At 56.3% G+C, this 21,998-nt stretch carries 20 protein-coding genes and 1 pseudogene; 11 read left to right on the forward strand and 10 right to left on the reverse strand.

Annotated elements, in window-relative coordinates; all coding sequences use genetic code 11:
- The 7 genes from H5U02_01375 to H5U02_01405 form a co-directional block, all read left to right on the forward strand.
- A partial coding sequence (locus tag H5U02_01375) for a sigma 54-interacting transcriptional regulator (protein MBC7341101.1) occupies window positions 1-549 on the forward strand: 549 nt, incomplete at its 5' end.
- 176 nt (window positions 550-725) lie between these two features.
- The gene (locus H5U02_01380; protein ID MBC7341102.1) at window positions 726-2,069 is read left to right on the forward strand and encodes an AMP-binding protein; all 1,344 of its coding nucleotides are present in this window, start codon (window positions 726-728) and stop codon (window positions 2,067-2,069) included.
- Between the two features lie 191 nt (window positions 2,070-2,260).
- Window positions 2,261-2,842: a hypothetical protein gene (locus H5U02_01385; GenBank protein MBC7341103.1), complete on the forward strand. Its 582-nt coding sequence runs from the start codon at window positions 2,261-2,263 to the stop codon at window positions 2,840-2,842.
- Window positions 2,839-4,062: a CoA transferase gene (locus H5U02_01390; protein ID MBC7341104.1), complete on the forward strand. Its 1,224-nt coding sequence runs from the start codon at window positions 2,839-2,841 to the stop codon at window positions 4,060-4,062. Before H5U02_01385 ends, H5U02_01390 begins: the two co-directional genes overlap by 4 nt.
- Window positions 4,063-4,097: 35 nt before the next feature.
- Window positions 4,098-5,516, forward strand: a complete 1,419-nt coding sequence (locus H5U02_01395; GenBank protein MBC7341105.1) for an amino acid permease — start codon at window positions 4,098-4,100, stop codon at window positions 5,514-5,516.
- A gap of 356 nt (window positions 5,517-5,872) precedes the next feature.
- Window positions 5,873-6,637: a transposase gene (locus tag H5U02_01400; protein ID MBC7341106.1), complete on the forward strand. Its 765-nt coding sequence runs from the start codon at window positions 5,873-5,875 to the stop codon at window positions 6,635-6,637.
- Between the two features lie 53 nt (window positions 6,638-6,690).
- Window positions 6,691-6,999 carry a hypothetical protein gene (locus H5U02_01405; protein MBC7341107.1) on the forward strand — a complete coding sequence of 103 codons (309 nt, stop codon included), beginning with the start codon at window positions 6,691-6,693 and terminating at the stop codon, window positions 6,997-6,999.
- Window positions 7,000-7,597: 598 nt separating this feature from the next.
- Here the strand turns inward: H5U02_01405 and H5U02_01410 are convergent.
- The gene (locus tag H5U02_01410) at window positions 7,598-7,771 is read right to left on the reverse strand and encodes a hypothetical protein (protein ID MBC7341108.1); all 174 of its coding nucleotides are present in this window, start codon (window positions 7,769-7,771) and stop codon (window positions 7,598-7,600) included.
- Window positions 7,772-7,854: 83 nt separating this feature from the next.
- On the opposite strand from H5U02_01410, the gene H5U02_01415 reads away from it, so the two are divergent.
- Window positions 7,855-8,025, forward strand: a complete 171-nt coding sequence (locus H5U02_01415; protein ID MBC7341109.1) for a hypothetical protein — start codon at window positions 7,855-7,857, stop codon at window positions 8,023-8,025.
- Window positions 8,026-8,576: 551 nt separating this feature from the next.
- On the opposite strand, the gene H5U02_01420 is transcribed toward H5U02_01415, so the two are convergent.
- The 7 genes from H5U02_01420 to H5U02_01450 form a co-directional block, all read right to left on the reverse strand.
- The gene (locus H5U02_01420) at window positions 8,577-9,179 is read right to left on the reverse strand and encodes a hypothetical protein (GenBank protein MBC7341110.1); all 603 of its coding nucleotides are present in this window, start codon (window positions 9,177-9,179) and stop codon (window positions 8,577-8,579) included.
- Between the two features lie 52 nt (window positions 9,180-9,231).
- Complete coding sequence (locus H5U02_01425) at window positions 9,232-10,044, reverse strand: hypothetical protein (protein MBC7341111.1); 813 nt, start codon at window positions 10,042-10,044, stop codon at window positions 9,232-9,234.
- 122 nt (window positions 10,045-10,166) lie between these two features.
- Complete coding sequence (locus H5U02_01430; protein MBC7341112.1) at window positions 10,167-11,246, reverse strand: hypothetical protein; 1,080 nt, start codon at window positions 11,244-11,246, stop codon at window positions 10,167-10,169.
- A 539-nt stretch (window positions 11,247-11,785) separates the two neighbouring features.
- Window positions 11,786-12,529 (reverse strand): hypothetical protein, encoded by a 744-nt coding sequence (locus H5U02_01435; GenBank protein MBC7341113.1) that lies wholly within the window; start codon window positions 12,527-12,529, stop codon window positions 11,786-11,788.
- Between the two features lie 43 nt (window positions 12,530-12,572).
- Entirely contained in the window at window positions 12,573-13,658 is a 1,086-nt protein-coding gene (locus H5U02_01440; GenBank protein ID MBC7341114.1) for a hypothetical protein, read from the reverse strand.
- Window positions 13,659-13,833: 175 nt separating this feature from the next.
- Complete coding sequence (locus H5U02_01445) at window positions 13,834-14,817, reverse strand: hypothetical protein (GenBank protein MBC7341115.1); 984 nt, start codon at window positions 14,815-14,817, stop codon at window positions 13,834-13,836.
- A complete protein-coding gene (locus H5U02_01450) occupies window positions 14,814-15,932 on the reverse strand; it encodes a WYL domain-containing protein (protein MBC7341116.1) in 1,119 nt (372 codons plus the stop codon). The genes H5U02_01445 and H5U02_01450 overlap by 4 nt, the downstream gene beginning before the upstream one ends.
- 863 nt (window positions 15,933-16,795) lie before the next feature.
- Between H5U02_01450 and H5U02_01455 the strand changes: the two are divergent.
- Both H5U02_01455 and H5U02_01460 read left to right on the forward strand, forming a co-directional pair.
- A pseudogene (locus H5U02_01455) lies at window positions 16,796-17,106 on the forward strand (restriction endonuclease).
- A gap of 31 nt (window positions 17,107-17,137) precedes the next feature.
- A complete protein-coding gene (locus H5U02_01460) occupies window positions 17,138-18,427 on the forward strand; it encodes a transposase (GenBank protein MBC7341117.1) in 1,290 nt (429 codons plus the stop codon).
- Window positions 18,428-18,794: 367 nt separating this feature from the next.
- On the opposite strand, the gene H5U02_01465 is transcribed toward H5U02_01460, so the two are convergent.
- The gene (locus H5U02_01465; protein MBC7341118.1) at window positions 18,795-19,793 is read right to left on the reverse strand and encodes a DNA-protecting protein DprA; all 999 of its coding nucleotides are present in this window, start codon (window positions 19,791-19,793) and stop codon (window positions 18,795-18,797) included.
- A gap of 121 nt (window positions 19,794-19,914) precedes the next feature.
- Window positions 19,915-20,568, reverse strand: a complete 654-nt coding sequence (locus H5U02_01470; GenBank protein MBC7341119.1) for a hypothetical protein — start codon at window positions 20,566-20,568, stop codon at window positions 19,915-19,917.
- A gap of 613 nt (window positions 20,569-21,181) precedes the next feature.
- Here H5U02_01470 and H5U02_01475 point away from each other — a divergent pair.
- Entirely contained in the window at window positions 21,182-21,424 is a 243-nt protein-coding gene (locus H5U02_01475; protein MBC7341120.1) for a hypothetical protein, read from the forward strand.
- The last annotated feature ends 574 nt before the right edge of the window (window positions 21,425-21,998 follow it).

Here is a 21,998-nt window from a genome sequence, read left to right on the forward strand (position 1 = left end):
CGCTTCATAGCTACGACAAATCGTAACCTGGAGTCTCTTGTTAACGCAAAGCAGTTCCGGGAAGATCTTTACTACCGTCTGTGTGTTTTTCCCATTTACTTGCCCCCGCTGCGGGAACGAAAGGAAGATATTCCCCTTCTGGTAAATCACTTTGTCAAGCAAAAGGGATTGCTGCTCGGCAAGCCCTTTGTGGAGGTCCCCGTTGACGTTCTGAGGGCATTCTATAATTACCACTGGCCTGGCAATGTTAGGGAGCTCGAAAACCTTATTGAGTATGCAGTAAGCATTACTACCACACCCTTCATAAGCCTTCAGTCTGTTTTGCACCGCCTCCGTTTTCGAACTGAACTAAACCCTCTTGAGAGCACTGGCAATCTCCGTCAATTGAATGCCAGCCAGGATTCCATCCTGATCCAAGCCCTGGAAAAATACGGGTCTACAGTAGAAGGAAAGAAGAGAGCGGCAAGGGAATTGGGCATAAGCCTTCCAACTCTATATCGAAGGCTTCGGAAAATGCGGGGTAATCCTGGCCAGGAGGCTACGGAGTAAGCGCCTAAGCGCTTCTCACAATTATCACTTTTATCACATTAATTTCTCAAATGATAAAAATTGATTTAAGTTCGGCGGTTGATGGGCGGCTGAACCTTACCGGTAAAAGCTTTCTCCTTTGTTAACAGGGGAAACTCTATGGCATCATTCTTGCTTGCTATGAGTTGTTAGGGGGGGTGAGCTCTATTCCTGAGCCCGGAAGTCTTTTCTGGAGCGAGAGCAAAGAGGCGATCCCTGCTGATGAGCTCAGGAAGCTTGAGTTTTGGAAACTGCGCCAACTGTTGAGCTATGTCACGGAAACTTCTCCGTTCTATCGCCGGATGTGGGATCGAAGCGGTTTTAATCCTGACCAGGTCAGAACGATTGAAGATCTAGCCCGGATCCCCTTAATTACAAAGAATGATCTAAGAAAAAGCCAGGCAGAAGGAGGCAGGTTGGGAGGTCATTGCTGCGCACCCCTTAGCGATGTTGTCCGAGTCCAGGGTACAAGTGGAACAACGGGACAACTCGTATATACGGGCCTGACCAAGCGGGATGCCGAAGTCTGGGCGGAGCTTTTTGCCAGGCACGCGTGGATTGGAGGGTTGCGACCTGGAGACTCCATTATAAACCCGTTCAATTTCGCCTTATCTGTGGGAGGGTTATCCGAGTGTATATCTGCGGAAAAGATGGGTCTCACCGTCATTCCGGTACCTTTTTCCTCGGTATCCATAGAGAAACTGATCCAGATAGTCAAGGATTTGAAGCCAGTTGTTCTGTGCGCTACTCCATCATTGGCAATATTTTTGCAAGAACAGATAGGGGCTTATCTTGGAGTTGAGCCCATTGAGCTGGGTTTTAAAAAGGGCTTCATAACTGGGGAGGTTTTCTCCGAACAGGACCGCAGGAAAATTGAAAATGCATGGGGGATAGATGCACGCAACTACTACGGGCTAACCGAGGTTGCTCCCGACTTAGCTGCTGAATGCCACGAAAAAAGCGGTATGCATTTCGTTGGACAGGGCTATGTACTGTTAGAGCTAATAGATTGGGAAACCGGTTCGCCGAAATCTTTAGAAGATGGAGTAATAGGAGAGCTCGTATTTACTACTCTAGACCGTGAATGTTGTCCGGTAATCCGCTACCGCACGGGGGATGTTGCTCAGGTTTGGACCTCCCCATGCAAGTGCGGCAGAAACACCCCTAGGGTAAAGATCATTGGACGGACTGACGACGTGGTGAAAATTGGCGATATCCAAGTGTTCCCCTCTGCTATTCAAGAAATAGTAGCCTCGTTCGGACCTGAGACTACGGGCGAAATGAGGATAGTTTTAGATAAAAACCCAGTTCATCGGAATACAAGTCGTACTCTGAAAGTTAAGGTTGAATACGGGCAAGGGGTGAGCAAGAACAGGCTACTTGCGTTGGAGAGTGAGATAAGAGAAAAGGTTGAGACGGCATTGGGTTTAGAGACGAGCGTTTTCTTGGTCCCTCCATATTCCCTTCCGCGCTCAAATTTTAAAGGGCGTTACTATGAATGAATTGATTCGACTCGTGAAGTAAGACGGCTGCGTAGAGAAGAGAGAATCGAGAATAGTGGGGTGTGCCGCTGTCACAATAGAAAGCGGTTTTGAAATGTAGTCTGTTTTAGGGTGGAAAGGAGGTATGAAAATAGAACCGATACTGCGGCTTTTCAGTGTATTATGAAAGCTTGATTGGAGGTCATCTGTAAATGAAACTTGAAATGATGGCAGGAAAGGTAACGTGGGACGGGCTGAAGCAAGAGCTAATGGAACTGGCGAAGGAGAAGCTTATCGAACTCATTGACATGTGGGTCAGGAACTATTGGACCAACCAGAACTATTGGATGACGCTGGTGGAGCGGGATTTTGGATTTGACCAGGCAGCGCGGCTTGACGGCGAAGTTTGGGAAAACACTGCCAGAGCTCAGGCCTATCGGTTAAAAAGAATATTAGATCTGGGTAGTGACACTCAGGCGCTAGCGACGGTACTCAAGTTTTGCGCTGCGCAATGGGTAAATGCTGGCTTCGAATGGGAATTCCTGGAGGTCGGGCGTGACAGGCTGGTCATGAGGGTGGGTAAGTGCCCGATGGGAACCTACCGAACCGAAAAGAATCTTCCGCTTCTGCCGTGCAAGTTCGGTTCTCCTCCGCTGTACACTGCGCTGGCCAAGGCAATTAATGACAGCTTTCAGGTCAGGTGCCTTCATGCGCACCCCGACCCACCTAGGGAAGGAGTTATGTGCGAGTGGGAGTTTGTATTGGAAGGAGAAAGCGAGGGGGCAGTGCCGTGAATGACTTAAAGCCTCTATCAGGAGTAAGAGTGTTAGACCTTACATGGGTTTATGCAGGGCCTTTTGCGACCATGCTGCTGCGGGACTTGGGAGCGGATGTGGTAAAGGTTGAAGGTCCTCCTGTTGGTGACTATACCCGTACTTTCCCCCCGATGCGCAATAGTTGGAGCGGGTATTTCTATATGCTGAACAGGGGCAAGAAGTCGGTGGCTCTCAACCTCAAGAACGCGAGGGGCAAGCAGGTATTCCTCGAAATGGTTAAGCATTTCGATGTAGTGGCAGAGAATTTCGTTGCCGGGACAATGGATAGATTGGGTCTTGGTTATGATGCCATCAAGCAGGCAAACCCGAGAATAATCTATGCTTCTATTAGTGGTTTTGGTAGTTTTGGACCATACTCTAATCTTCCTTGTGTAGACCCGGTTGCTCAGGCGATGGGAGGCCTCATGAGCATGACAGGCTACCCCGATATGCCACCGTTGAAGACAGGCCCAGCCATTGCCGATTCGCTTGCTGGACTATACCTGGCGGTTGGAATACTAGCAGCGTTGCGTTCCAGGGAACAAACTGGGGAGGGACATAAGCTCGAGGTCTCGATGATGGACAGCGTTTTCTCGGTGCTTGAAGAAAGCGTTATCAGGGCTAGCATGACAGGGAATGCCCTTCCGGCAAGGGGTAATACTGATCCTCTTGGTGCGCCCTGGGATGCTTTCCCGACGAAAGACGGTAAGTGGCTTATGGTATGCGTGTTGGGGAGCGATAAGTTCGACAAGATCTTTAGGCATATCGGGCGACATGATATAGCAGATAAATACAAGGGGGATGAGGAGGAAATTATAGAGGCGCGCTCGCGAGATTTGTTGCTTATTAATCAGGCATTTGCTGAATGGACAAAGACTCAAGATAGCAGAGAGCTGAGAAACTTCCTTCTCGAGTTAAGAATTCCATGCGGAGAAGTGAAGGATGTGGTAGAGCTGCTAGATGATCCGCACCTGAGGGCAAGGAATATGGTTGTCGATATAGACCATCCCGCCCTGGGTCGGGTGAAGACTTTCAATCTGCCGATTAGGTTCTTCACCAGTAATGTTGGGATATCCCCCCAAGATAAGCCCATGGATCCTGATATTGGCCAACACAGTTACGAAGTCCTCCACGACCTCTTGGGCTTAGAGGACAAGGACATTGAGGTCCTAAGAAGCGAGGGGGCTATCTGGGCTTAGATGTAGAATTTCTGATCGAGAAAGGAGTGTGCCGTATGAGTGGTGAGCCGCGAAACGCCACAGGTGCAAAGAGGGTGCTATCACGGTGGGATCTATTATCGATTGGCCTTGGTGCCGTAGTTGGATGGTCGTGGATCCTCTACGCAGGGTTGTGGTCGTCGACCCCAGGGACGGTTGGCGGAGTAATTGCTTGGGTAGTAGTGGGTTTATTGTGCACACTTGTAGGACTTGTTTACGCTGAACTCTCTTCGGCCTTTCCCAGGGCTGGGGGAGAAGTTGTCTTCGCTTTCGAAGGCCTCGGAGAGAGGGCAATGTTTGCAGCTGCTTGGTGCATTCTGCTCGCCTGGGGATCCCTTCTTCTCTTTGAGACAATAACGTTTCCGATAATACTGGAAGGACTGGGATTCCGCGTTCCCCACGTGGGATACCTATATACCGTTGCAGGTCAACCTGTATTCATCAGTACCTTTCTGATCTCACTTTTGGGAAATGCAGCGTTTGCCTACCTAAACTACATCGGGGTGCGGTTCAGCGCCATTTTCCAAACACTTGCAGTAGCAATTCTTTTCGTTGCAGCTGCATTTTTCTGCCTCAGCGGCATATGCCTGGGCACCCCGGCAAATGCAAAGCCCTTGTTTACCAGCCCAAGTGGCTTTTTTGCAGTACTTCTCATGCTACCCGGATTCATGTCAGGGTTTAACGCCATTCCCCAGGCAGCTGAGGAAACATATGTCCAACCTAGCGTCCTTGGGAAATCCGTGGTATACACTGTTTGGGGATCGGTTCTGTTCTACGCGCTAATCGTGGTTGGGTTATCGTTGGGCGCCCCCCTGGGCATCCGTTCAGGTGAAGGCCTAGTAGTTGTGAAGGCGGTCGACCTCATGTTTGGCGGTTCACCCTACGCGAGGTTTCTCGTACTACTTGCCTCACTCTTGGGGATGCTGACTACGTGGAATGCTGTTTATGTAGCTTGCAGCCGACTGCTGTTTGCGCTGGGAAGGGCAAAGATTATACCGAGTTCTGTGGCAGCGTTACACCCTAAACATGCCACGCCCCACCGTGCAATTCTACTTCTCTTCGGGGTAACTAGTCTCTGCTGCTTACTGGGTACCAGTAAGACTATCTACGTGGGCATAGTGAATGTCTTTTCATTCTTCCTAGTTGTTCTTTGGTTGCTGGTCTCTGTTTCCTTTATTAGATTAAGGTCTGCTCGCCCTGACCTAGAAAGGCCGTACAGGGCACCAGCGGGAAAGGTGGTTGGCTTTGGCGCGGTCTTGTTCTCGGCAGCATACCTTCTAGTATACACGCCTGTCACTCCGTCAGGCCTAGCGCCAGGTGAATGGCTAGCAGTGGCTTTACTTGTGCTCGTAGCCGTGGTTTTGTACTCTCTATGGTATAGAGGAGCAGGTTATCTACCTGCAAGCGAGAGGAAACGGTTCCTTAGTGGGAATTAAATGGTGAGAGAAGCAAGAATATGGTGTTTGGCTGAGATTTGGCAGGTGGGCACTACCATACGTACCTGGACACTATTAAATCATATTGCTGTCAACGCGCTTTATACATAGTACTGGAAGTCTGGAAGTGATTGGCCGATGAATCATTAGCTTGATGACACTGAAGTCTATTCCAAGAGTAAGGCGAATCCTCCTTTTGAAGAGTTAACATGCCCAAATAATTTTAAGGGGGATTCGCATTATTTCTGGGCGTTATTAAGGTTACGGCCCTGTTGCCAAACCCATCGACAAGCCGCGCCAATACACGTATACTGGTACCGTAGATTAGAAAGCGGCTTGAGGTGGCTTAATTTCTCATGATGGACAGGAAAACCCCCTCTAGAAAGCTATTTTACCAGTTTTCGCTGGAAGAACGGGTACCAGAGGATCACTTTTTGCGGCTGGTGGATCAAGCAATTGATTTCCGTTTCGTCTATGACCTGGCCGCACCCTTCTACAGCCACACAGGCGCCCCCTCAATAGATCCGGTGGTGATCTTCAAGATGGCCCTCATCGGCTATTTATACAACATTACCAGCGAGCGAAGGCTGGCCGAAAAGGTACGGCTCAACCTCGCCTTCATGTGGTTTATAGGCTATGACATCGGTGAACGTCCCCCGGACCACAGCATCCTTTCCAAGGCAAGGCGGAGGTTCGGCAAACAGGTTTACGAGCAGTTTTTCTCAAGGGTAGTTGAAGCTTGCCGGAGGGCTGGCCTGATCGAAGGTGATAAAGTCTACCTGGACGCCACCCTGGTACGGGCCAACGCCTCGCTTGATTCATTGACCGAACGGGAGAAACTTTTAGATGCCGGGGAATACGTTGAGCGGTTATGGCAAGATAACCCGGAAGAAGATGACGCCACATTAAAGGCAAGGACGAGCCTTAAGCCTGGCACCGGCGGCCGGCAACCCAAAACCAACGAGAAGTGGGTTAGCACCACCGATCCCGACGCTGCCTTAGGCACCGCATCATCACTGCCGTTTGCACCACCGCCGGTGACTATCCCGAACACAGGATGTTACCTTACCTTGTCGGGCAGCATACCTTCCATGCCCGCAGGAAACCAAAGGAGGTTGTAGCTTTTGCCTCCTATGGAACTCTGGACACCTATAGCTTTCTTGTGGGTCAGGATATGCTTCCTGCTATTCCGAGACGTACCACTTGGAAGCAAACCAGGAAACGCCGCGACCAGCTCGGGTTTGTTTACGACCAGGAGAGGGACATTTACATCTGCCGCCGGGGCAAAAAACTTTACCGGGAAAAGAGCGAGGATGCTTCTTGGGGGATACGCCACCACACCCACGCCTATGCCTACCGGGGCTGCGATCTCAAGGGGGTATGCGCCAAAGGCGAGCGGTGCACCATCAGGTGCAGCGGTAGTGAAGATTTGCTGGGCAAGATACGAAACCACCTTGAAAGCGCGGGCAAAAGAAAATCTTAAGAAACGGAAGTGCTGGGTGGAAACGGTAAATGCCGATCTGAAAAACAATCATAGCCCTTAGCCGGGCTAGATACCGGGGCAACCCGGCCGTGCATATCCAAGCCTTGATGGCCGCCTGTGCTCGTAACGTCTGCCAGCTGGTAAAACACCTTAAAACGTTAACGAAACACCCGCCGACTCTAGCCCAATTGAAACGAGAAGAGCTAAGGATGTGCTTCGTGGGGTAGTGGGAAGGAGGTATAGCAGCCCGTCCATGGGGTAGCCATGCCTTTATTAACTACTGGCACACTAAGAAAAACAGGGTTTGGCAACAGGCCCGCAACCAAAAAGGGGACTACTGTGGTAACGAGGATGTCACTTAACAGCCGCCGTGAGTATCTGAACACCATATGTCAACGCTACCAGCAAGCCTCTTCTCGCAAGGAGAAGTCAGCGATCATCGATGAGGTGGTGCGAGTATTGAACTATCACCGCAAGTATGCCATTCAGGTCTTGAACGGCCCTGTACCGGCAACCAAAGGCCTTGTAGCAAACGGAGCTGGCCCCTTCAGTATCTTGAGGCACTCTCCACCATCCAGACGGTCTGGGAAGCCATGGATTACCCCGGTGCGGAACGCCCCCACCCGGTACTCCTGCCTACCGCTGAACTGCTGGCCTTACATGGCGAACTCACCTTGACGCCAAAGATCCGTTGCCAGCTGGCCAAAATCAGCCGGCCTACCCTGGCCCGGTGGCGTTCGCCCAGGGCTAGCCGTACCTTGCCCCTTCCCAAGGTGAAAAGCCACCTCACCTCCCAAACCCTATCGACCGCTACCAATGGAACGAGGACCGGCCGGAGCCTTGGAGGTGGATTTGGTGGAACATAATGGCGGATCTTCTTTAGGCCACTTCGCCTGCACCCTTACGGCGGTAGATGTGGTTTCTGGCTACAGCCGCCGCCGGGCGGTCCTGGGGCGGTATATTCTGCGAGTTGGAGACTATCTTCGCCGAGTGGCCCTCAGGCGTTTGGGGCCTCCATTCCGATAACGGCAGGGAGGTTATTAACGACCAGCTATCCCGCTACTGTCAGCGTCTTCTGAAGTCCTAAGTTCAGATTAGATGTTTTGCCATAAAGGGAATTTTTTCCTGCAACTAGAGAAACATCCCGAAGTCGTCATCGCGATTTAAGGACCGTTCCATTGTGGTTAGCAATTTGTAGAATTCATACAGATGAAATAGCGGGACCCAGAGAATGCTGCCGCCCTGACCTCAGGTAACTTCGCTTCCTTCCCGGCCCGGAACCCAGTCGGCAGCCATATTCAGGAGTGCGTCCTTCGCGCCCCACAGCCGAGCACCGGGTAGGCGTCCCGCATCCTGGTCAGATTGAGGTAGGCGTCAGGCCCGTCGCCGAAGGCGCCGTCCTTCTTGAGGTAGACCGCGTAGCGGAGCCCGTCGGTGACGATGAGCCTGCTACAGGACCCGCGGGCCGGCTGCTCGGCGTAGGACTGCGTCTGGAGGAATAGGGGAGGCTTTTGACCCCCCCAAAGGGCACCAGTCAGCCAATTTGATTTCTGACCAATCCACGGGTTGCCGCGCTCTCAACGGGCCAGCAACTCCTCAGCAATCTCAATTAGCATTTCCTGGTTCTTGATGTCAGTCAGGCGTCTTATCTTAAACTCGGCTCGGTTGCACCAGTAGTCTCCCACTGAGGGATCGGTCTCAAATACAAGTTCTTCGTTGAAGCGATAACACGGACTACAATTCATTTTCTGCAGAATCTGGTCTGGGAGCAGCTTCAGGATGTGGTGAGGCCATGCGCGGCGGACGTTTAGATCACGGCGAAGGTAATCTTCGTCACGGGGCTGGTAGGCTCCTGTGATAAACAGCAGGGGAAAATAGGGATCAACCCCCAACTCGTTACAGACAGCGTAATAGTCGCGGCTCTTGAAGGCCACTCTACTGTCCTCGTTGACTTTTACCAGCATGAAGGCAAATTTGTACTTCCCGAGATGCTCGAACAAGAAGTTTCCCAGGTGTTGGGAGGCTCCATTATGCCATACGGAGTATCCTTTCTCCCACCAAACGAAAGCGTTGTCTGGGATACGACTCCTCACATATGACACAAAATCATCGAACAATAGACAGCATGTCTTATGAAAGTTATCGACCTCCCGCAGAGCCTGGACCAAGTTCGCACTCACCGAATCTTCCCTCCTTAAATGATACCCAGTTGGGTCTCAAATAGCCTCCTACCTAGGGCTTATAGAAAACTGCCGCGATGGCTTCCACGGCCCCCGGAACTTGCTGTACGTATGTTCTGCAGTATGCTGGGTGTAAACAGCCTGACAACCCTAGATTCAGAGTGTAAAGCCTTTGGTACCATAACCACCGTAACTCTGTGACGATCCCCGACATTGCGGGCTGGGGCCAACCGCTGAACCTCGCGTAGCCCTTGAAACGCAAGTAAGTTTCCAGTAGTTGTAGGATCTTGCATTCTGCCGTCCGCGTGGGATACTTCCCGCTGCGCAGAGCTTCAGCAACAAAATCGTAGACGCTGTGCCAACCCAGCCAGAAAAGGCGCGCCTCGCCACCTGCAGCTCTCGAGCTCGTTTCGAGATCCTTCCGGGGCAGGATGCGGTGGCCCGTAAGGAAAACAACCGCCTTTCTACAGTTGGGGTACTGCTGAGCGAGACTTTCCCAATACCTGTAGAGTTGGTCCACCTCACGGTTTTGGATCACGCCGTCCTCGACTTCCTCGGCACTGCCACTCTTTCCAGAGCGATGCTTGACCTCAATGACAATCGCAGCACAGACGCCGGCTTCGCCCTCCAGCCTTAGAAAAACGTCTGGAATCCCGTACAAGAAACCAGTCTTCCAAAACTCAATGGCTTCAACCCGTGTGCAGGTGCCTATGTGCTTTTCCAAGCATTCGCCATCAATGCTTCTCGCCCTACCGATAAAGCGGATAAACTCTTCGTCCGGCAGTAAAGAGAGCAACCCGATTGCCGTTGATGTTAAAATGTCTTCTTCGAAGCCCAGCCTTCCGGCGATTTCCGCGTAAATCATCTAGTTCCCTCCGTCTTTATCAAAGCTCCTCTCACAGTAGCTTCATCACGGAGCATTCCCCTTAACTAAATGCACACCCTTACCTGTGAAGCAACTACTGCATTAAACCTACCGCGGAGGGCTTAAGCCCACTCGGCAGCCATGTAAAGGAGCGCGTCCTTCGCGCCCCGGCAGTCGAGAACCGGATAGGCGTCCCGCATCCTGGTCAGGTTGAGGTAGGCATCAGGCCTGTTGCCGAAGATACCATCTTTCTTAAGGTACACACCGTACAGCCACCCGTTGGTAACGATGAGCCTGGAGCAGGTCTCTTCTCCCACCAGCCCGGCATGGGTCTTCGCCTCGCTCGAACGCATAACGAGGAAGAATTCGTCGTACGGCTTTACTTCGACCACGGCCGCGAGGTTTCCTTCCTCCCGTGGCAGGGAGGCGAACAGGGCCACGTCTGCGCCCTCCCAGTTCACGGCCGTCTTCTCGGGCGTCCACCCCAGGGCGCGCAGAAGCGGCACCACCAGGTGGGCGGTGGCCTCGACCTCCGAAGGGTAGCGGTTGCGCCCATACCACTGCACCAGCCGAAGCACCTCGCCGACCCGTTCCGGCAGGCGCTCTACCACCGCGCCGTCCACCCCGCGCTTGAGAAGGTACCCTGAAATCTCGTCCAGTTCGAGGTCTCTCGAGGGTGCGGGCAAGTCCCGCAGCGGCCGCCGCCACGCTTCCGGGTCAACGGACAGGCTCTCGAGCCATTCCAGCACGGGTTTTGCGTCCATAACCTGTACGGTATCGCCGGGCCTTAAGGTATGGCGGGCAAAGCGCCGGGGAGCGTCCCCGTACCTCCACAGCCAGCGCACCCGCCTCACATGCCCGTAGTCCCAGCCGTCGATGTCGCGGAACTCCTCGTGCCAGATGTAGCCGCCGGCCACGACCCCCACGCCGTAAACGTCGCTCGTGCCAGCCCGCAGTACGACGATGTCGCCGTCCTGCACCTCCTCGCAGAAGCGGTGCAGGTCGGAAAGTTTGCGTTCGGCGAATTCCCTGGGTAAGCGCAGGGTTTCCAGGGCGGAACGCAGGGGTTCCAGGCAGCCGGGCCACGGCCCTTCCGAGCCCGGGCCGTTCAGGATTACGTCCCACTCCAGGCACAGGTCCGCCCAGTGGCGGTCCTCGTCACCCGCGCTAACATGCCAGATTCTCCTGCCGGAGACGTCCATGAATCGCCCACCTCGCTCAATTATGGATTCTTATGCCCCCGCATGCGTTACGGGCGCAATTGCGACCGCGCCTCCGGGCCGGCGATCCCCAGGTAATTCCTGCCCCCAAAGTCCCGGCCCGCCAGCTACGCCGTCCTGGGTCTGGGTTCCTCGAGCCTCACCCCATACTCGGGCCGCCAGGGCCTCCAGTTTCTGCACGTAGTGGCGCTCGGCGGCGTTGCTGCCGGAAAGGAGCTTGTTGGCCGGGGTGATTTTGGAGAAGTCGCTGGCGTCGATGGCCGCCACCTGATCAAATCTTCATGCACGTCCCTCAGGTCTTTGCCAATCCCCACTTACAGGTCCTCAGCCCTTTCCGCCAGGTCGCGGGTCTTCGGCATCAACTCGTCCACCACCCGCGTGCCGAACTCCAGGTCGCTGATGCGGCGTCATGGCTTCCTGCTGCAGGTCGTCCCAGCGCCTGGAGAGTTTCATCACCTCGACGAGAACGGGCAGTTCAGGTGGAAGAAATCTATAACCGCACTCTATGTGATCAGTAGTGGTTACCAGATTTGGATCCCAACCGTTGCAAATATCTTTTTCATTTGCTCCACGGCCTCGCTCATACCGTATAGATCATTCTCTTTGAGGGCCTGATCCAGCAGATCAATAGGCTTATCCAGGAGGGTGAAAAACTTCTTCCCAGTATCAAAATATTCCCGGTCTCTCGGGTAAACCTTGAAACCATCATTGTTGTAAATATATCTCATCATCTTGTGGTATTCGGAAATGAAGTCCTGGATTTTTTTCCGGTCTTCATTTTTTAAGGGATGGCCGGCGATCATGAGATCTACTGCCCCGCTAATAATACTTATTTGAATTGAGTAACCGTCTATCGCCTGTTGTAAGTACGATCCAAAGCCGTCTGTTTTGATTATCTCCTGTGCTTTCTGCACGTAGGCCTCCCTTTCAGCATTCTCCAGCTTTTGCGCTGATAGAGCCCCTGCTGATGGGTTCGCTTCAACTGCCCGGACAGGCTCCCCCTGGTCTCTGGAACCAGAAGCGTCAGGGACGGTCTTGGCTAGCTTGGATTGGCTGACCGAGGCGTTGTATTCTGCTTCAGTTTGAGGAGGACTATTTGCTGGAGGCAGGATTGCACCGCCTATCACCATAAGTATAAAGCTACCGGCCAGAACTCCCGCTGCTGTCTTTCTGGTATGTATTCGCAGAAACCGCAGCGGCTTGATCAGGCTGATGATTCCGGCCAACATGCCTCCCAAGCCTACAAGAATGAAAAAGCCAGCCATTCTAATTCCCCCTTTTCACCGGGTCAAATTGGCCTGCACTAGGTTACTTCACCCGCCGCAGGTGTGCGGCGTGGCCGGTTCTTTCCGGCGGCTTCTCTGCCGCTTCTACTGCCAGGTCCGCACATTCCTCGACAACAGCTTCCGCGGCTTCCGCAGCATCTTGGCCGGAGTACAGGCCATAGAGGCCCGGGCCGCCGCCTTTTAAGCCTAGGCTTGACACCATTCCCCCCAGGTGCTCTTCCAGAGACAGCCTATCGCCCTGTAACTGCATATAGTAAGGGCCGAAGGAAGGATCGTTTAAAGGTGAGTGGGCGATACGGAGTGACAGCACCAGCAGCCGCAGGCAGTTAGAAGCAAAATGCACTTCGGCCCCGGCCCCGGCCAGGACCAGAGGAAGGAATACGGGGTAGAGAAAGGGAAGCTCCCTGCCCTTCTTCAGGTCGCGGCAGCCGCACCAGGACCGGTGGAGCGGGATAAAGCCATCTTCCGGCAGCCCTTCGCCGGCCGCCATGCTCTTAAGGACCCTGGCCTCCAGCATGCCGGCCAGTTTGGCCGCGGCCGCCGGGCAAACCAGCCGGTCGCCCGCGGCCAGGGCCAGGCCTCGACCGCGCAGCCGGGAGAGGGGTACGAAGGCCGGGCAGTCCCTGAGGAAGCTGCGTAGCCAGGCCAGGAAACTTGCTAATGAGTGGCGGGGCAGGGGCTTGGTTACGACCACGGCATCTTCATTGTTCCTGATGATTAAGGGCAGCATCAGGTACCAGACGGCACATTCCAAGCGCTCCTCCACGGGCGGGTCGTAGAGCAAGGGCATCTGCGCATGCAGGTGGGACATAAGGTCCGGGTCGGCTGCCGCCTCCAGGGCCCAGCGTCCGTGCCACTGCCTCGGGTCGCCTGGCAGGGACTGGCTGGCCAGCCACCGTTCAAAACAGGGCTCCAGGAAGGGCACATGAACCACCCGGGCCGGACGGCTTTCGTACCCTGGCATCTTCCTGAGCTGTCCCTGCCTGAGAAGGAGAAAATCTTTAAAGTCCTCCACGGTGCCACCGAACAACCTCTGGAAGGTCTCCGGGGTATACTCCACCACCGCTACTACGCTTCCGCGGCGGGCTATCGTATGCTCAACGTTCATGGCATCGCCCTCCTTTCCCCGGCCTGCCGGCAGCAGCCGCCAGGTCCTTGCTGGGTAAGGTTCAGTTCCATACCCAGGGCCATGGTAGCAGAGGTAAAGGGACACCCTGGTGTCCCTTTGCGGTGAGGGAGAAAAATCTTTTGATCATGGCTTGGGTCTCTGCCAGGGGCCAAACCTACTTCACCCTCTTCAGGTGACTGTGCCGGCGGGAGGATCCCGGCGGTGTCGGGGTCAACTGCTCTTTGATGGTGGCCGCGAGGCCGCCGGCCATCAAGGCGATCACGAAGCCATCTCCCATCTCCCGGTGGAAGTTGATCCCATGGGCGGCGAAGAAGGATTCCCACCTTTCCACCGGTAGTTCGTCCACATCGGCGGCGTAGGCCCGGGCCATGCCGGTATCCACGTCCTCCGCACCGCCCAGGAGCAGGATGGGCAGTCCGAGGATCTCCGTCCAGGGGTAGAGCCGGCCGGACGGAGGAAGGATGCGGTGGCGGGCGGCGACGGCGAAGTACTCGGGTGTTTCTTTCCCAACCCGGGCGGTAAACCGCTCCACGGCGGGCAAGAGCCGTCTAGCCCGGGCGGCAACCACCAGCCGGTCGCCCGGTACAACGGCCAGGCCCCGCGCCCGCCTGGCGGAAAGGCGCTCGAAGGGCGGGGCGTGGTGCCATACGCCTCTAAAGAGGCTACGCCGGATGTCCTGCAGCAATTTCAGGGGCAGGGGGGCGAGGAGGCACCGTGCTGCGGCGGGTTCGGGCACGGTTACCGGCAGGCACCACACCAGGGTCTCCGCCTTGAGGATCTCCTCGCGGGGGACGAAGTGCTCGAAGGGGTGGCGGGAGCGGATGGCTGCCAGGCGCTCCGGCCGCCGCGCAACCCACACCGCCCACTCGCGGTGGGCGTCGGCGCAGAGGGCACGGCGCGGGTCCTCCTCCACCCAGGCCAGGTAGTCCTCCAGGTCGAACGGTACCCGCACGGGCCAGAACAGGCAAAGGTCGTCGCGCTCCCAGGCCAGCTCCTCCTGCCTGGCCACCAGGAAGTCCCGGTAGTCGTCGGGTGTGCCGCCCCAGAGGCGGAAGAATTCCTCCGGTCCGTAGGTGAGGTAGATGAACCGGTCGCCGTCGCAGGCAAAACCCGCCTTTCTCCTTTCCGGGCCCTTCATGGCAGCTGCCCTCCTTGAGGGTCCAGGCAGGAAGCCCCCGCGCTTTTCCGGTAGAGACCCAGGGTTTCCTCGAGAACGTCCGCCAGTGCCTCCCTCAACCAGCCCGGCTCCAGGACTTCAAGGGAGGCACCCCAGCCCAAGAGCCAGGGGATCATCTCTTCCGCGCCGCTCACCCTGAAGCGCACCTCCAGGCCCCCGCCGGGCAGTTCCGTTACGGTCTGGCTCTCGTGGTACCTGGTGACGCGGAACTTGTGGGCCAGCCCCGGACCCACCCGCAGGCGGACCGTTTCCGGCGGACCCTGATCTTCTTCCGTCCAGACGCCCCACGCGTGGGCATAGGCGTCCCGGAGCGAGAAGCCTTCGGGGATGGTATAGGTGCTGTTTTCGACCAGGTCAAGGCGCTCTATGTGGTCGAGGCGGAAGACCCGCCTCTCCCCGGCGGTTAGGCAGCGGCCCGCCAGGTACCACACCCCGTGCCGGCAAAGGAGGCCGTACGGCTCGACTTCCCGCTCGGTTACCCGCCCGTCGTAGGCGCGGTGGTAGGTGAAGCGGACCCGCTTGGCCAGGCGGATGGCTTGGAGTATCCTTTCCACCAGGCGTGCGTTCCGGTGCGGGCTGGCCGGGCCGTATCCCGACACGTAGACGTAGCGCTCCATCTCCTGCTTCAGCCTCTGCCACTCCGCCATCCGCTGCAGCACGTTTTCGAACACGAGCTTCATCAGCACCTCGAACTGATCCGGCAAGAGGTGCCGCTGTTGCGGGTACAGGCTTAAAGCGAGAAGGAGCGCCAGTCCCGGGTCCAGGCGGGGCGCAGCCAGGTCCCGGGTGAAGACGTAAGTGTGACGGCCGTTCTTTTCCCGGACTTCGATGGCACGGTGCTCCCGCGGGAGGTCTGCTTCGTCCTCGTCCCGGTCGTAGGCTAAAGGATCGAAAAGGAGGTTCAGGCGCCGGATGATACGCCGGATGGTCCTCTCGCTGGGTTCCCGGTCCTTCACTTCCCGGTATGCCTCCTTGAGTTCCTCCATGGTGGCCCCGCCTGCAGGAGTCTTTTCGATCACCGTGAGCAGGACCTTGATAACTGCCTCCGGGTAGTCGCGGTTTGGCGGGTAAGGCATGTTGGGCGACCTCCTTTCCTTGGTAAACCGTACCCAGCCGGGGGATTTTCTCACTTCTTGGCAACCACATCCTACTGCCTTGTCTGGGCCTTCCCTTGCCGAGAATATCACCGGGTGGGGACACTAGTGTGTCCTGTAAAATAAGATCCAAGCCCGACTCTGCACTAGCCATTTCCTGACATAGCACAATTAAGCGGTGGGTCAGCAAGTCCCCCGATGCTGAAGCAGTACCAGTGGTCCGGATATTCGAGAAGCTTCTCTTCCTGCTTCCCCTTCACCAATTCATACCTCTCAAATGATAACTCGCTTCCTCGTTTACCGAATAGCATCTTCTTAAACTCTCCGATGCCCGCTATAGGCGACTTGTTATTGGGTACTCAACTACCTCGTTGATATGAGACTTCAACTGGTCAGTGTCCTTCTAAAAGGAAGGACCTTTACGGAGGGCTTCAAGATCATCAGGTAGAAGTTGCACCGGAATTTGAGGCCTTCACCTTCCTTTTTAATAATTCCATTTGTTTTATTTGCGGTTGAAATTTCGAGGATGTAAACGTTTTTACCTCCCGTCTGCAGCAATTAAATTACTTGTGATGGCATGCCAGTTCGGGGTTATTGATTTTGCCAAGTCCGAAGACTTTTGACCAGTATCCGCAGGAGTTGGGTCTTTCCACCTTTCTTTAGCACCTGCTACTCTCGAGGAGGAACCGGCAGGAGGAACAGGTGGTTGAGGCAGACCAGAAAGAAGAAATAACCCGTAGGACGGCGAGCAGGCCATCTCCGTAGCCAGGAAGGAGATCAAGGATTACATAAACGCCCTGGACCCTTACGAGTTTCAGGACTTGGTGGCGGCCCTCCTGCGTGGAATGGGCTACTACACACCCTTCATCTTGCCCCAGGGCAAAGACGGTGGCTTTGACTCCTGGCCTACCGGGACCCTTTCGGCAGCACCACTCCCAGGATCAAGGTACAGGTTAAGCACCGGAGCCAGAAGGTCACTGTAAAAGAAGTGCGGGAGCTGATGAGTTTGCTTAACAAAGAAGGCGAAATGGGGCTGGTAGTCTCCTCCGGCGGCTTCACCTCCGACGCTGAGGCGGAATCCGCCAGTCCGCCCGTCACCATCCTTTCCGCGCCGGATGCTCCTGCCCTTCAGGCATGGAGAGGAAGGCGCGGTTGATCCTTCCAGAACCTTTTGCTAGACTCGAAGCATGAAACGAACCAACGTCGTCCGCCTTATCCCCGACCAGGAAGCAAGGTCTGTGCTGAGAACCCTTGGCGACCGGTGCGCAGCTTTATGGAACAGCGCCCAGTACCGGATGCGCCAGGCCTTCTTCTCCGGTCTTCCGGTCCCGTCCTATGCCCGGCTGTGCAAGGAGTTCCAGGACCACGACGCCTACAGGGCCCTGCCCTCCGACATGGCGCAGGAGATTCTTAAAAAAGCCAGGCAGTCCTGGAACGCTTTCTTCGCCTGCCTGCGGCTGTACCGGGACGGCAGGCTGGACAGCAGGCCGCGCGTGGCCGGCTACTGGAAGGACCGGAGATCCGGACAGCGGCTTCTCAGGGTTATACCCGTCAAGTCTCCCCGATCTTACTCCCTAACGGCAAATACCCTTTCCGTGACCCTTCCCGCCGACCTGCGCTCGGGCGGCAGGCTGGCCATCCCCACCAGGGGCATCCTCCGGTTCTCCGGGGCACCCAGAACCCTGGAACTCAGCTACGACCCGGCCAGAAGACGCTGGTATGCCTCCCAGGTGGTGGAGATGCCGGAACCCGAGAGAAACCCCAGGCCAACCCAGGCCGCCGGGATCGACCTGGGGGCGAGGACCCTGGTAGCCCTCGCCGTCGAAGGGGTGGAGCGCCAGGTCCTCTTCTCCGGCAGGGAAGTCTGGAAGGACTTCCTCTACTGGACCAGGAAGATCTCGGCCGAGCAGTCCCGGCTGGCCGGGGCCGGGAGGAGGACTTCCTGGAGGCTCAAGCTCCTCTACCGCAGGCGGGCCAGGAGGCTCGCTCACGCCTTCCGGGCCCTGGCGAAGGAACTCGCAAGGACCCTCAGGGCCAGCCGGGTGGGCACGCTCTATCTGGAGGACCTGACCGGCATCCGGAAGGATATGGACTTCGGGCCGGGAAACCTCCTGGTCCACAACTTCTGGGCCTTCCGGATGCTGAGGAAGGCCGTGGAGGCGGCCTGCTTAAGAGCGGGGATAGAAGTGGTCCCCGTGGAGGCAGACGGCACCTCCTCGCGCTGCTCCGCGTGCAGCGGAGCCGTACAGAGGCCGAAAAGGAACAGGGCATACTGCCCGCGCTGCGGCCTGGCGTGGCACGCCGACGCCAACGCCGCCTTGAATATCATGTCTAAGGGCTCCTCGAAGGGGCACGGGGCGAAGGCCAAAGCCCCCGCGCCGGCAGCCCTCCGGTGGAACCGCCACCGCTGGGTCGCCCGCGCCAAACCTGCGGCCGGCATGTCTCGTAAGACAGCGAGCCGCAACCTCGCAGCTTAGCTGCAGGAATCCCCTAGCTTTAGCTGTGGGGAGGAGGAGTCAGATCGAGAAAATGGATTTGAACAGCCTGATTGAGCTGTGGGAAACATACTACGACAAGATGAGCGAAGAAGACAGGGCCTAGATGCCTCTGCGCCGGGTGGCATTTCTGGCGCCGCCCAAGGAGTAATTGAACACCTGAGTCAGTCTCCGTGAGGCGGCCTAGGTGTTTTTCTTACTCGTATACTGGTTTCCCTGTGCCAAGGCTATTAGGCCTGCGTTGGCCCCACGGCTGGAACCGGTAGCGCAGGAAGTCCCAAAAACTGGGCTACCGGCGCCCTAAAGTTGCAAAGGGATTACGGGACCTGATCTCGCGCATTACTCCTTCCTAAGAGCAAGGAGGCTGTTGTCTGGGTTCAGGTTTGGGGACAGCCGAGAATTCGTGCAGCAGCCGGGCTTCCATCTCCGCAATTCTTGCCTCGACCGTCCCCAGGGCGTCCTCGGTGAAGTAGGTAGCTCCGTGCTTTTCCACCAGGACCTTTATCCCTTCGTACTGGGGAAGCTTCATCTCCCTTTCGGGCGGCACCGGGCAGAACACCGGCCGCCCGTACCTCTTGGCAAACAGGGCAGTGTGCATGGTGCCGCTGTTTATGCCGGCCTGGACGGCTATCACGCCCAGGCTGAGCCCGGCCTGGATGCGGTCCCTCCTGATGAAGTCTGCCTTGGTTGCCGGGTTTCCCAGAGGCTTTTCGGAGAGAAGGCAGCCGCCTCGCTCAAGCGCCTCCATCATGAGATGCCGGTTCTCGGCCGGATGGAGCTTATCCAGGGGGCCGCCGAGCACTCCCACGGTGATGCCGCCCGCCTCGATGGCCCCCCGGTGGGCAGCAGTATCAATGCCTTTGGCAAAGCCGCTCACCACCACGTAGCCCTTGGCGGCAAAATAGGAGGCCATCATCGGTGCCCTGGCCCTGCCGGTGGGGGTGGGCTCCCTGGTTCCCACTACGGCTACGTTTCTTGTGCTTTTTAGACACTCGGACCTGCCGCGCACGAAGAGGATAGGGGGGAAGTCCGGTATGAGAGAGAGCAGCCGGGGGTAGCGGGCATCATAGAACGGAACCTCTTCGATGCCCAGCTCCCTGTCCCTGGAGAGCACTTCATGGGCTGACCTATGGGCCTTGTCGAGCGTGGATGGGTCCGTTACAACTGCCATTACATCGGTTCTGCCTCCCGGGGGGATGAGCGTCCTCACCAGCGCAGGACCGGCAGCCCGAAGCGCATCGACGGAATCAAACGCCTTCATAAGCCTGGCTATGGAAACGGGGCCGAGGACTCCCATCTGGAGGAGCGTAACCCCCAGGACCAGCCTGCCGTCGGCAGTTTCCTGCATGCTGCATTCCCTCCCGTAAATAGGCACGGCTATAGTATACAGGCAACGCAAAGGCATTGTCCACGGCGGCAGAACTGCGGTGTGCAGGTGATTCCCCGCTGGCTATGCCTTGCGGCTCGGGCTAGCCGCCCATGATCTCCCAGTATTTCCTGGCCAAGTAATCCCGGGTTTTCTCGGCTTCTTTCCAGCCGCCGAAGAGGATGTGCCAGCGGAGGACGTCCAGGAAGTTGTGGGCCCTGCGGAAAATGCTCTCAAGTCGGTCCTCAAGCTTGATAAGGAGCCTTACCGGCCAGAGGTGCCTTCCGGCCAGGCGGTCGGCAGCCCGGCCTACAAGTCCGGCCAGGCTGGATATCCCGGGATTCAGGAAATTGGCCACCCGGATCCGGGTAACGGTGGTGTGCTTCACCACGTGGTCGGCTACGAACCTGTGCCATTCCTGCTCCCAGGCCAGCTCCCGCAGGCGCCTCTGCTCTTCGGTTTCCGGCTCTTCCTCGTCCACGGACAGCATCTCCTTGACCCGCTCTTCCAGCCGGAGGTCCTGTGCTACCGGGGCCGGGAGGTCTACCCTCTGGAGGAGCTCCATCAGGTAGTCGTCTTCATCCAGGCAGAAGTCCAGCGCCCGGATAAGCTTCTCATACCTCTCGCGGTAATCCTCCTCTTTCTGCCCCAGCGACCGCAGGGCCTGTCTCAGAAACTGATTTCTCTCCCGCAGGCTGGAGTTGTGCTTCTCCAGGACCAGGATCCTTTCCTTCAGGTCATCGACATCACGGTTCATGGCTGTACCCCCTTAAGCGTAGAAGTGGGCAAACCAGCGGGCATTGGGAACCCTGCCAAGCCGGCGGGCAGGTCCCGTTCCCGCAAAAAAGCCCCCCATAAATAGACTCCCCAAAAGCCCTTCAAGCCTTGGGCGCCAGTGGCTCCAGCGATCGCAAACGGCCGCCCCAGTACCCACCCGGGCTGGCAATCCCGGGTGGTTTCACGGTCAAAGGCAGGCAGGGTTCAGCTTCTGATGCTATTGGGCGGATGTGTAGCTGTAGCAACCCATATGCATAACCATAATAAATAAATTTTTCTAGGCGGGCACGTGAACTAGGACGGGGCTTAGGAGCGATAGGCATCGGTGTTACCAATTTATAGTCAGATCCATAATCCTTTCGGTCAGGCGGGCAATTACCGGGCCAGTGCAGGCTGCTGATTGTTGCTATCAAGGACAGCCAGCTTTCTCGGTAGGCCTAGAGGCAGAACTAGGCTCAAAAAGTTTCCCGGCGACCGTCTGTGTCGTTCTGCTGGGTTATAATGGTTCATGTGAGAAGGAAAGTCGGAAGGTTCGGCATTCAACCAGCGGCGGCATTGTAACGATACGGCTGGCCGAAGGGGAGGGAAAAGGAATGGGCCGCAGGAAGAGCAGGAAGCCCCGTGATGAGGTCGTGAATCTGGACGAATGCATAGAAAACGCTGACTGGACAAAGCGAACCTGGGATCTGCATGGGATAAACTCCAAAGAGGACCTGTACCGGTGGCTGGGGGAGGGGCAAGAGGGTTTCGAGGAAAGGCTGGAGAACTTCAAGCGCCTGCCAGTCTATAGGTGGAATAAAGATAAGCCGGGGTTCGAGTGGTTGAAAGATGTCTGACCCGATTCTTCGGAGGTTGCCGGAAACCGGAAGAAGCTGCCCAGCGGGATGAAGAAGTGCTGTTACTGCGCTGAAATCATCAGAGGCGGGGCAGAAGTGTGGTCGAAAAAGTATGGTTGTTTGGCTCTTTATTGGAGGAAGGCTTTACGAAGAGGCCGAGCATTGACTTGTTTGGTCAAAAGCTCGTCCAGCCAGCCAACGTTACTGGCAGGCCTGTCATGAGGTGGAACAGACTGCATCTTCTATCCCGGTAAGCCTGGTACAGTATGAGGTAGCGGCACCAAATCTGAAACAGGAAGTGGCACCAGAGGGGATAAAGCTGTAGTTTTGCCGGCAATAGTTGGGGACGAGGGAGAGCCGGCCAAAAGCAAGGGAGCTTGAAGTTGCCGGAAAGACACAAGTCTCTCAGCGATATCCGTATACAAACCAGGGGTTAAAGTCCGGCTTTGCCGAGATAGACATCACTGCACACCGTCAGGCGGTGCAGCGATTTACTCGGATGCGATGGAATACGATTAATCTCGGTACAGGGTCATCACATCTCGGGAGAGCAGCAGTAAACGCCCTCAGGGTT

The organism is Clostridia bacterium (genome assembly GCA_014360065.1).
GTDB lineage: Bacteria > Bacillota > DSM-521 > Neomoorellales > JACIYF01 > JACIYF01.

Bases quoted from the DNA above. Each gene is read 5' to 3' on its own strand.
- H5U02_01460 (MBC7341117.1), top strand. From the start codon at position 17,138: ATGAAACGAACCAACGTCGTCCGCCTTATCCCCGACCAGGAAGCAAGG.
- H5U02_01465 (MBC7341118.1), bottom strand. From the start codon at position 19,793: ATGCAGGAAACTGCCGACGGCAGGCTGGTCCTGGGGGTTACGCTCCTC.
- H5U02_01470 (MBC7341119.1), bottom strand. From the start codon at position 20,568: ATGAACCGTGATGTCGATGACCTGAAGGAAAGGATCCTGGTCCTGGAG.
- H5U02_01385 (MBC7341103.1), top strand. From the start codon at position 2,261: ATGAAACTTGAAATGATGGCAGGAAAGGTAACGTGGGACGGGCTGAAG.
- H5U02_01425 (MBC7341111.1), bottom strand. From the start codon at position 10,044: ATGATTTACGCGGAAATCGCCGGAAGGCTGGGCTTCGAAGAAGACATT.
- H5U02_01400 (MBC7341106.1), top strand. From the start codon at position 5,873: ATGATGGACAGGAAAACCCCCTCTAGAAAGCTATTTTACCAGTTTTCG.
- H5U02_01435 (MBC7341113.1), bottom strand. From the start codon at position 12,529: ATGGCTGGCTTTTTCATTCTTGTAGGCTTGGGAGGCATGTTGGCCGGA.
- H5U02_01430 (MBC7341112.1), bottom strand. From the start codon at position 11,246: ATGGACGTCTCCGGCAGGAGAATCTGGCATGTTAGCGCGGGTGACGAG.
- H5U02_01395 (MBC7341105.1), top strand. From the start codon at position 4,098: ATGAGTGGTGAGCCGCGAAACGCCACAGGTGCAAAGAGGGTGCTATCA.
- H5U02_01445 (MBC7341115.1), bottom strand. From the start codon at position 14,817: ATGAAGGGCCCGGAAAGGAGAAAGGCGGGTTTTGCCTGCGACGGCGAC.
- H5U02_01450 (MBC7341116.1), bottom strand. From the start codon at position 15,932: ATGCCTTACCCGCCAAACCGCGACTACCCGGAGGCAGTTATCAAGGTC.
- H5U02_01405 (MBC7341107.1), top strand. From the start codon at position 6,691: ATGCTTCCTGCTATTCCGAGACGTACCACTTGGAAGCAAACCAGGAAA.
- H5U02_01475 (MBC7341120.1), top strand. From the start codon at position 21,182: ATGGGCCGCAGGAAGAGCAGGAAGCCCCGTGATGAGGTCGTGAATCTG.
- H5U02_01440 (MBC7341114.1), bottom strand. From the start codon at position 13,658: ATGAACGTTGAGCATACGATAGCCCGCCGCGGAAGCGTAGTAGCGGTG.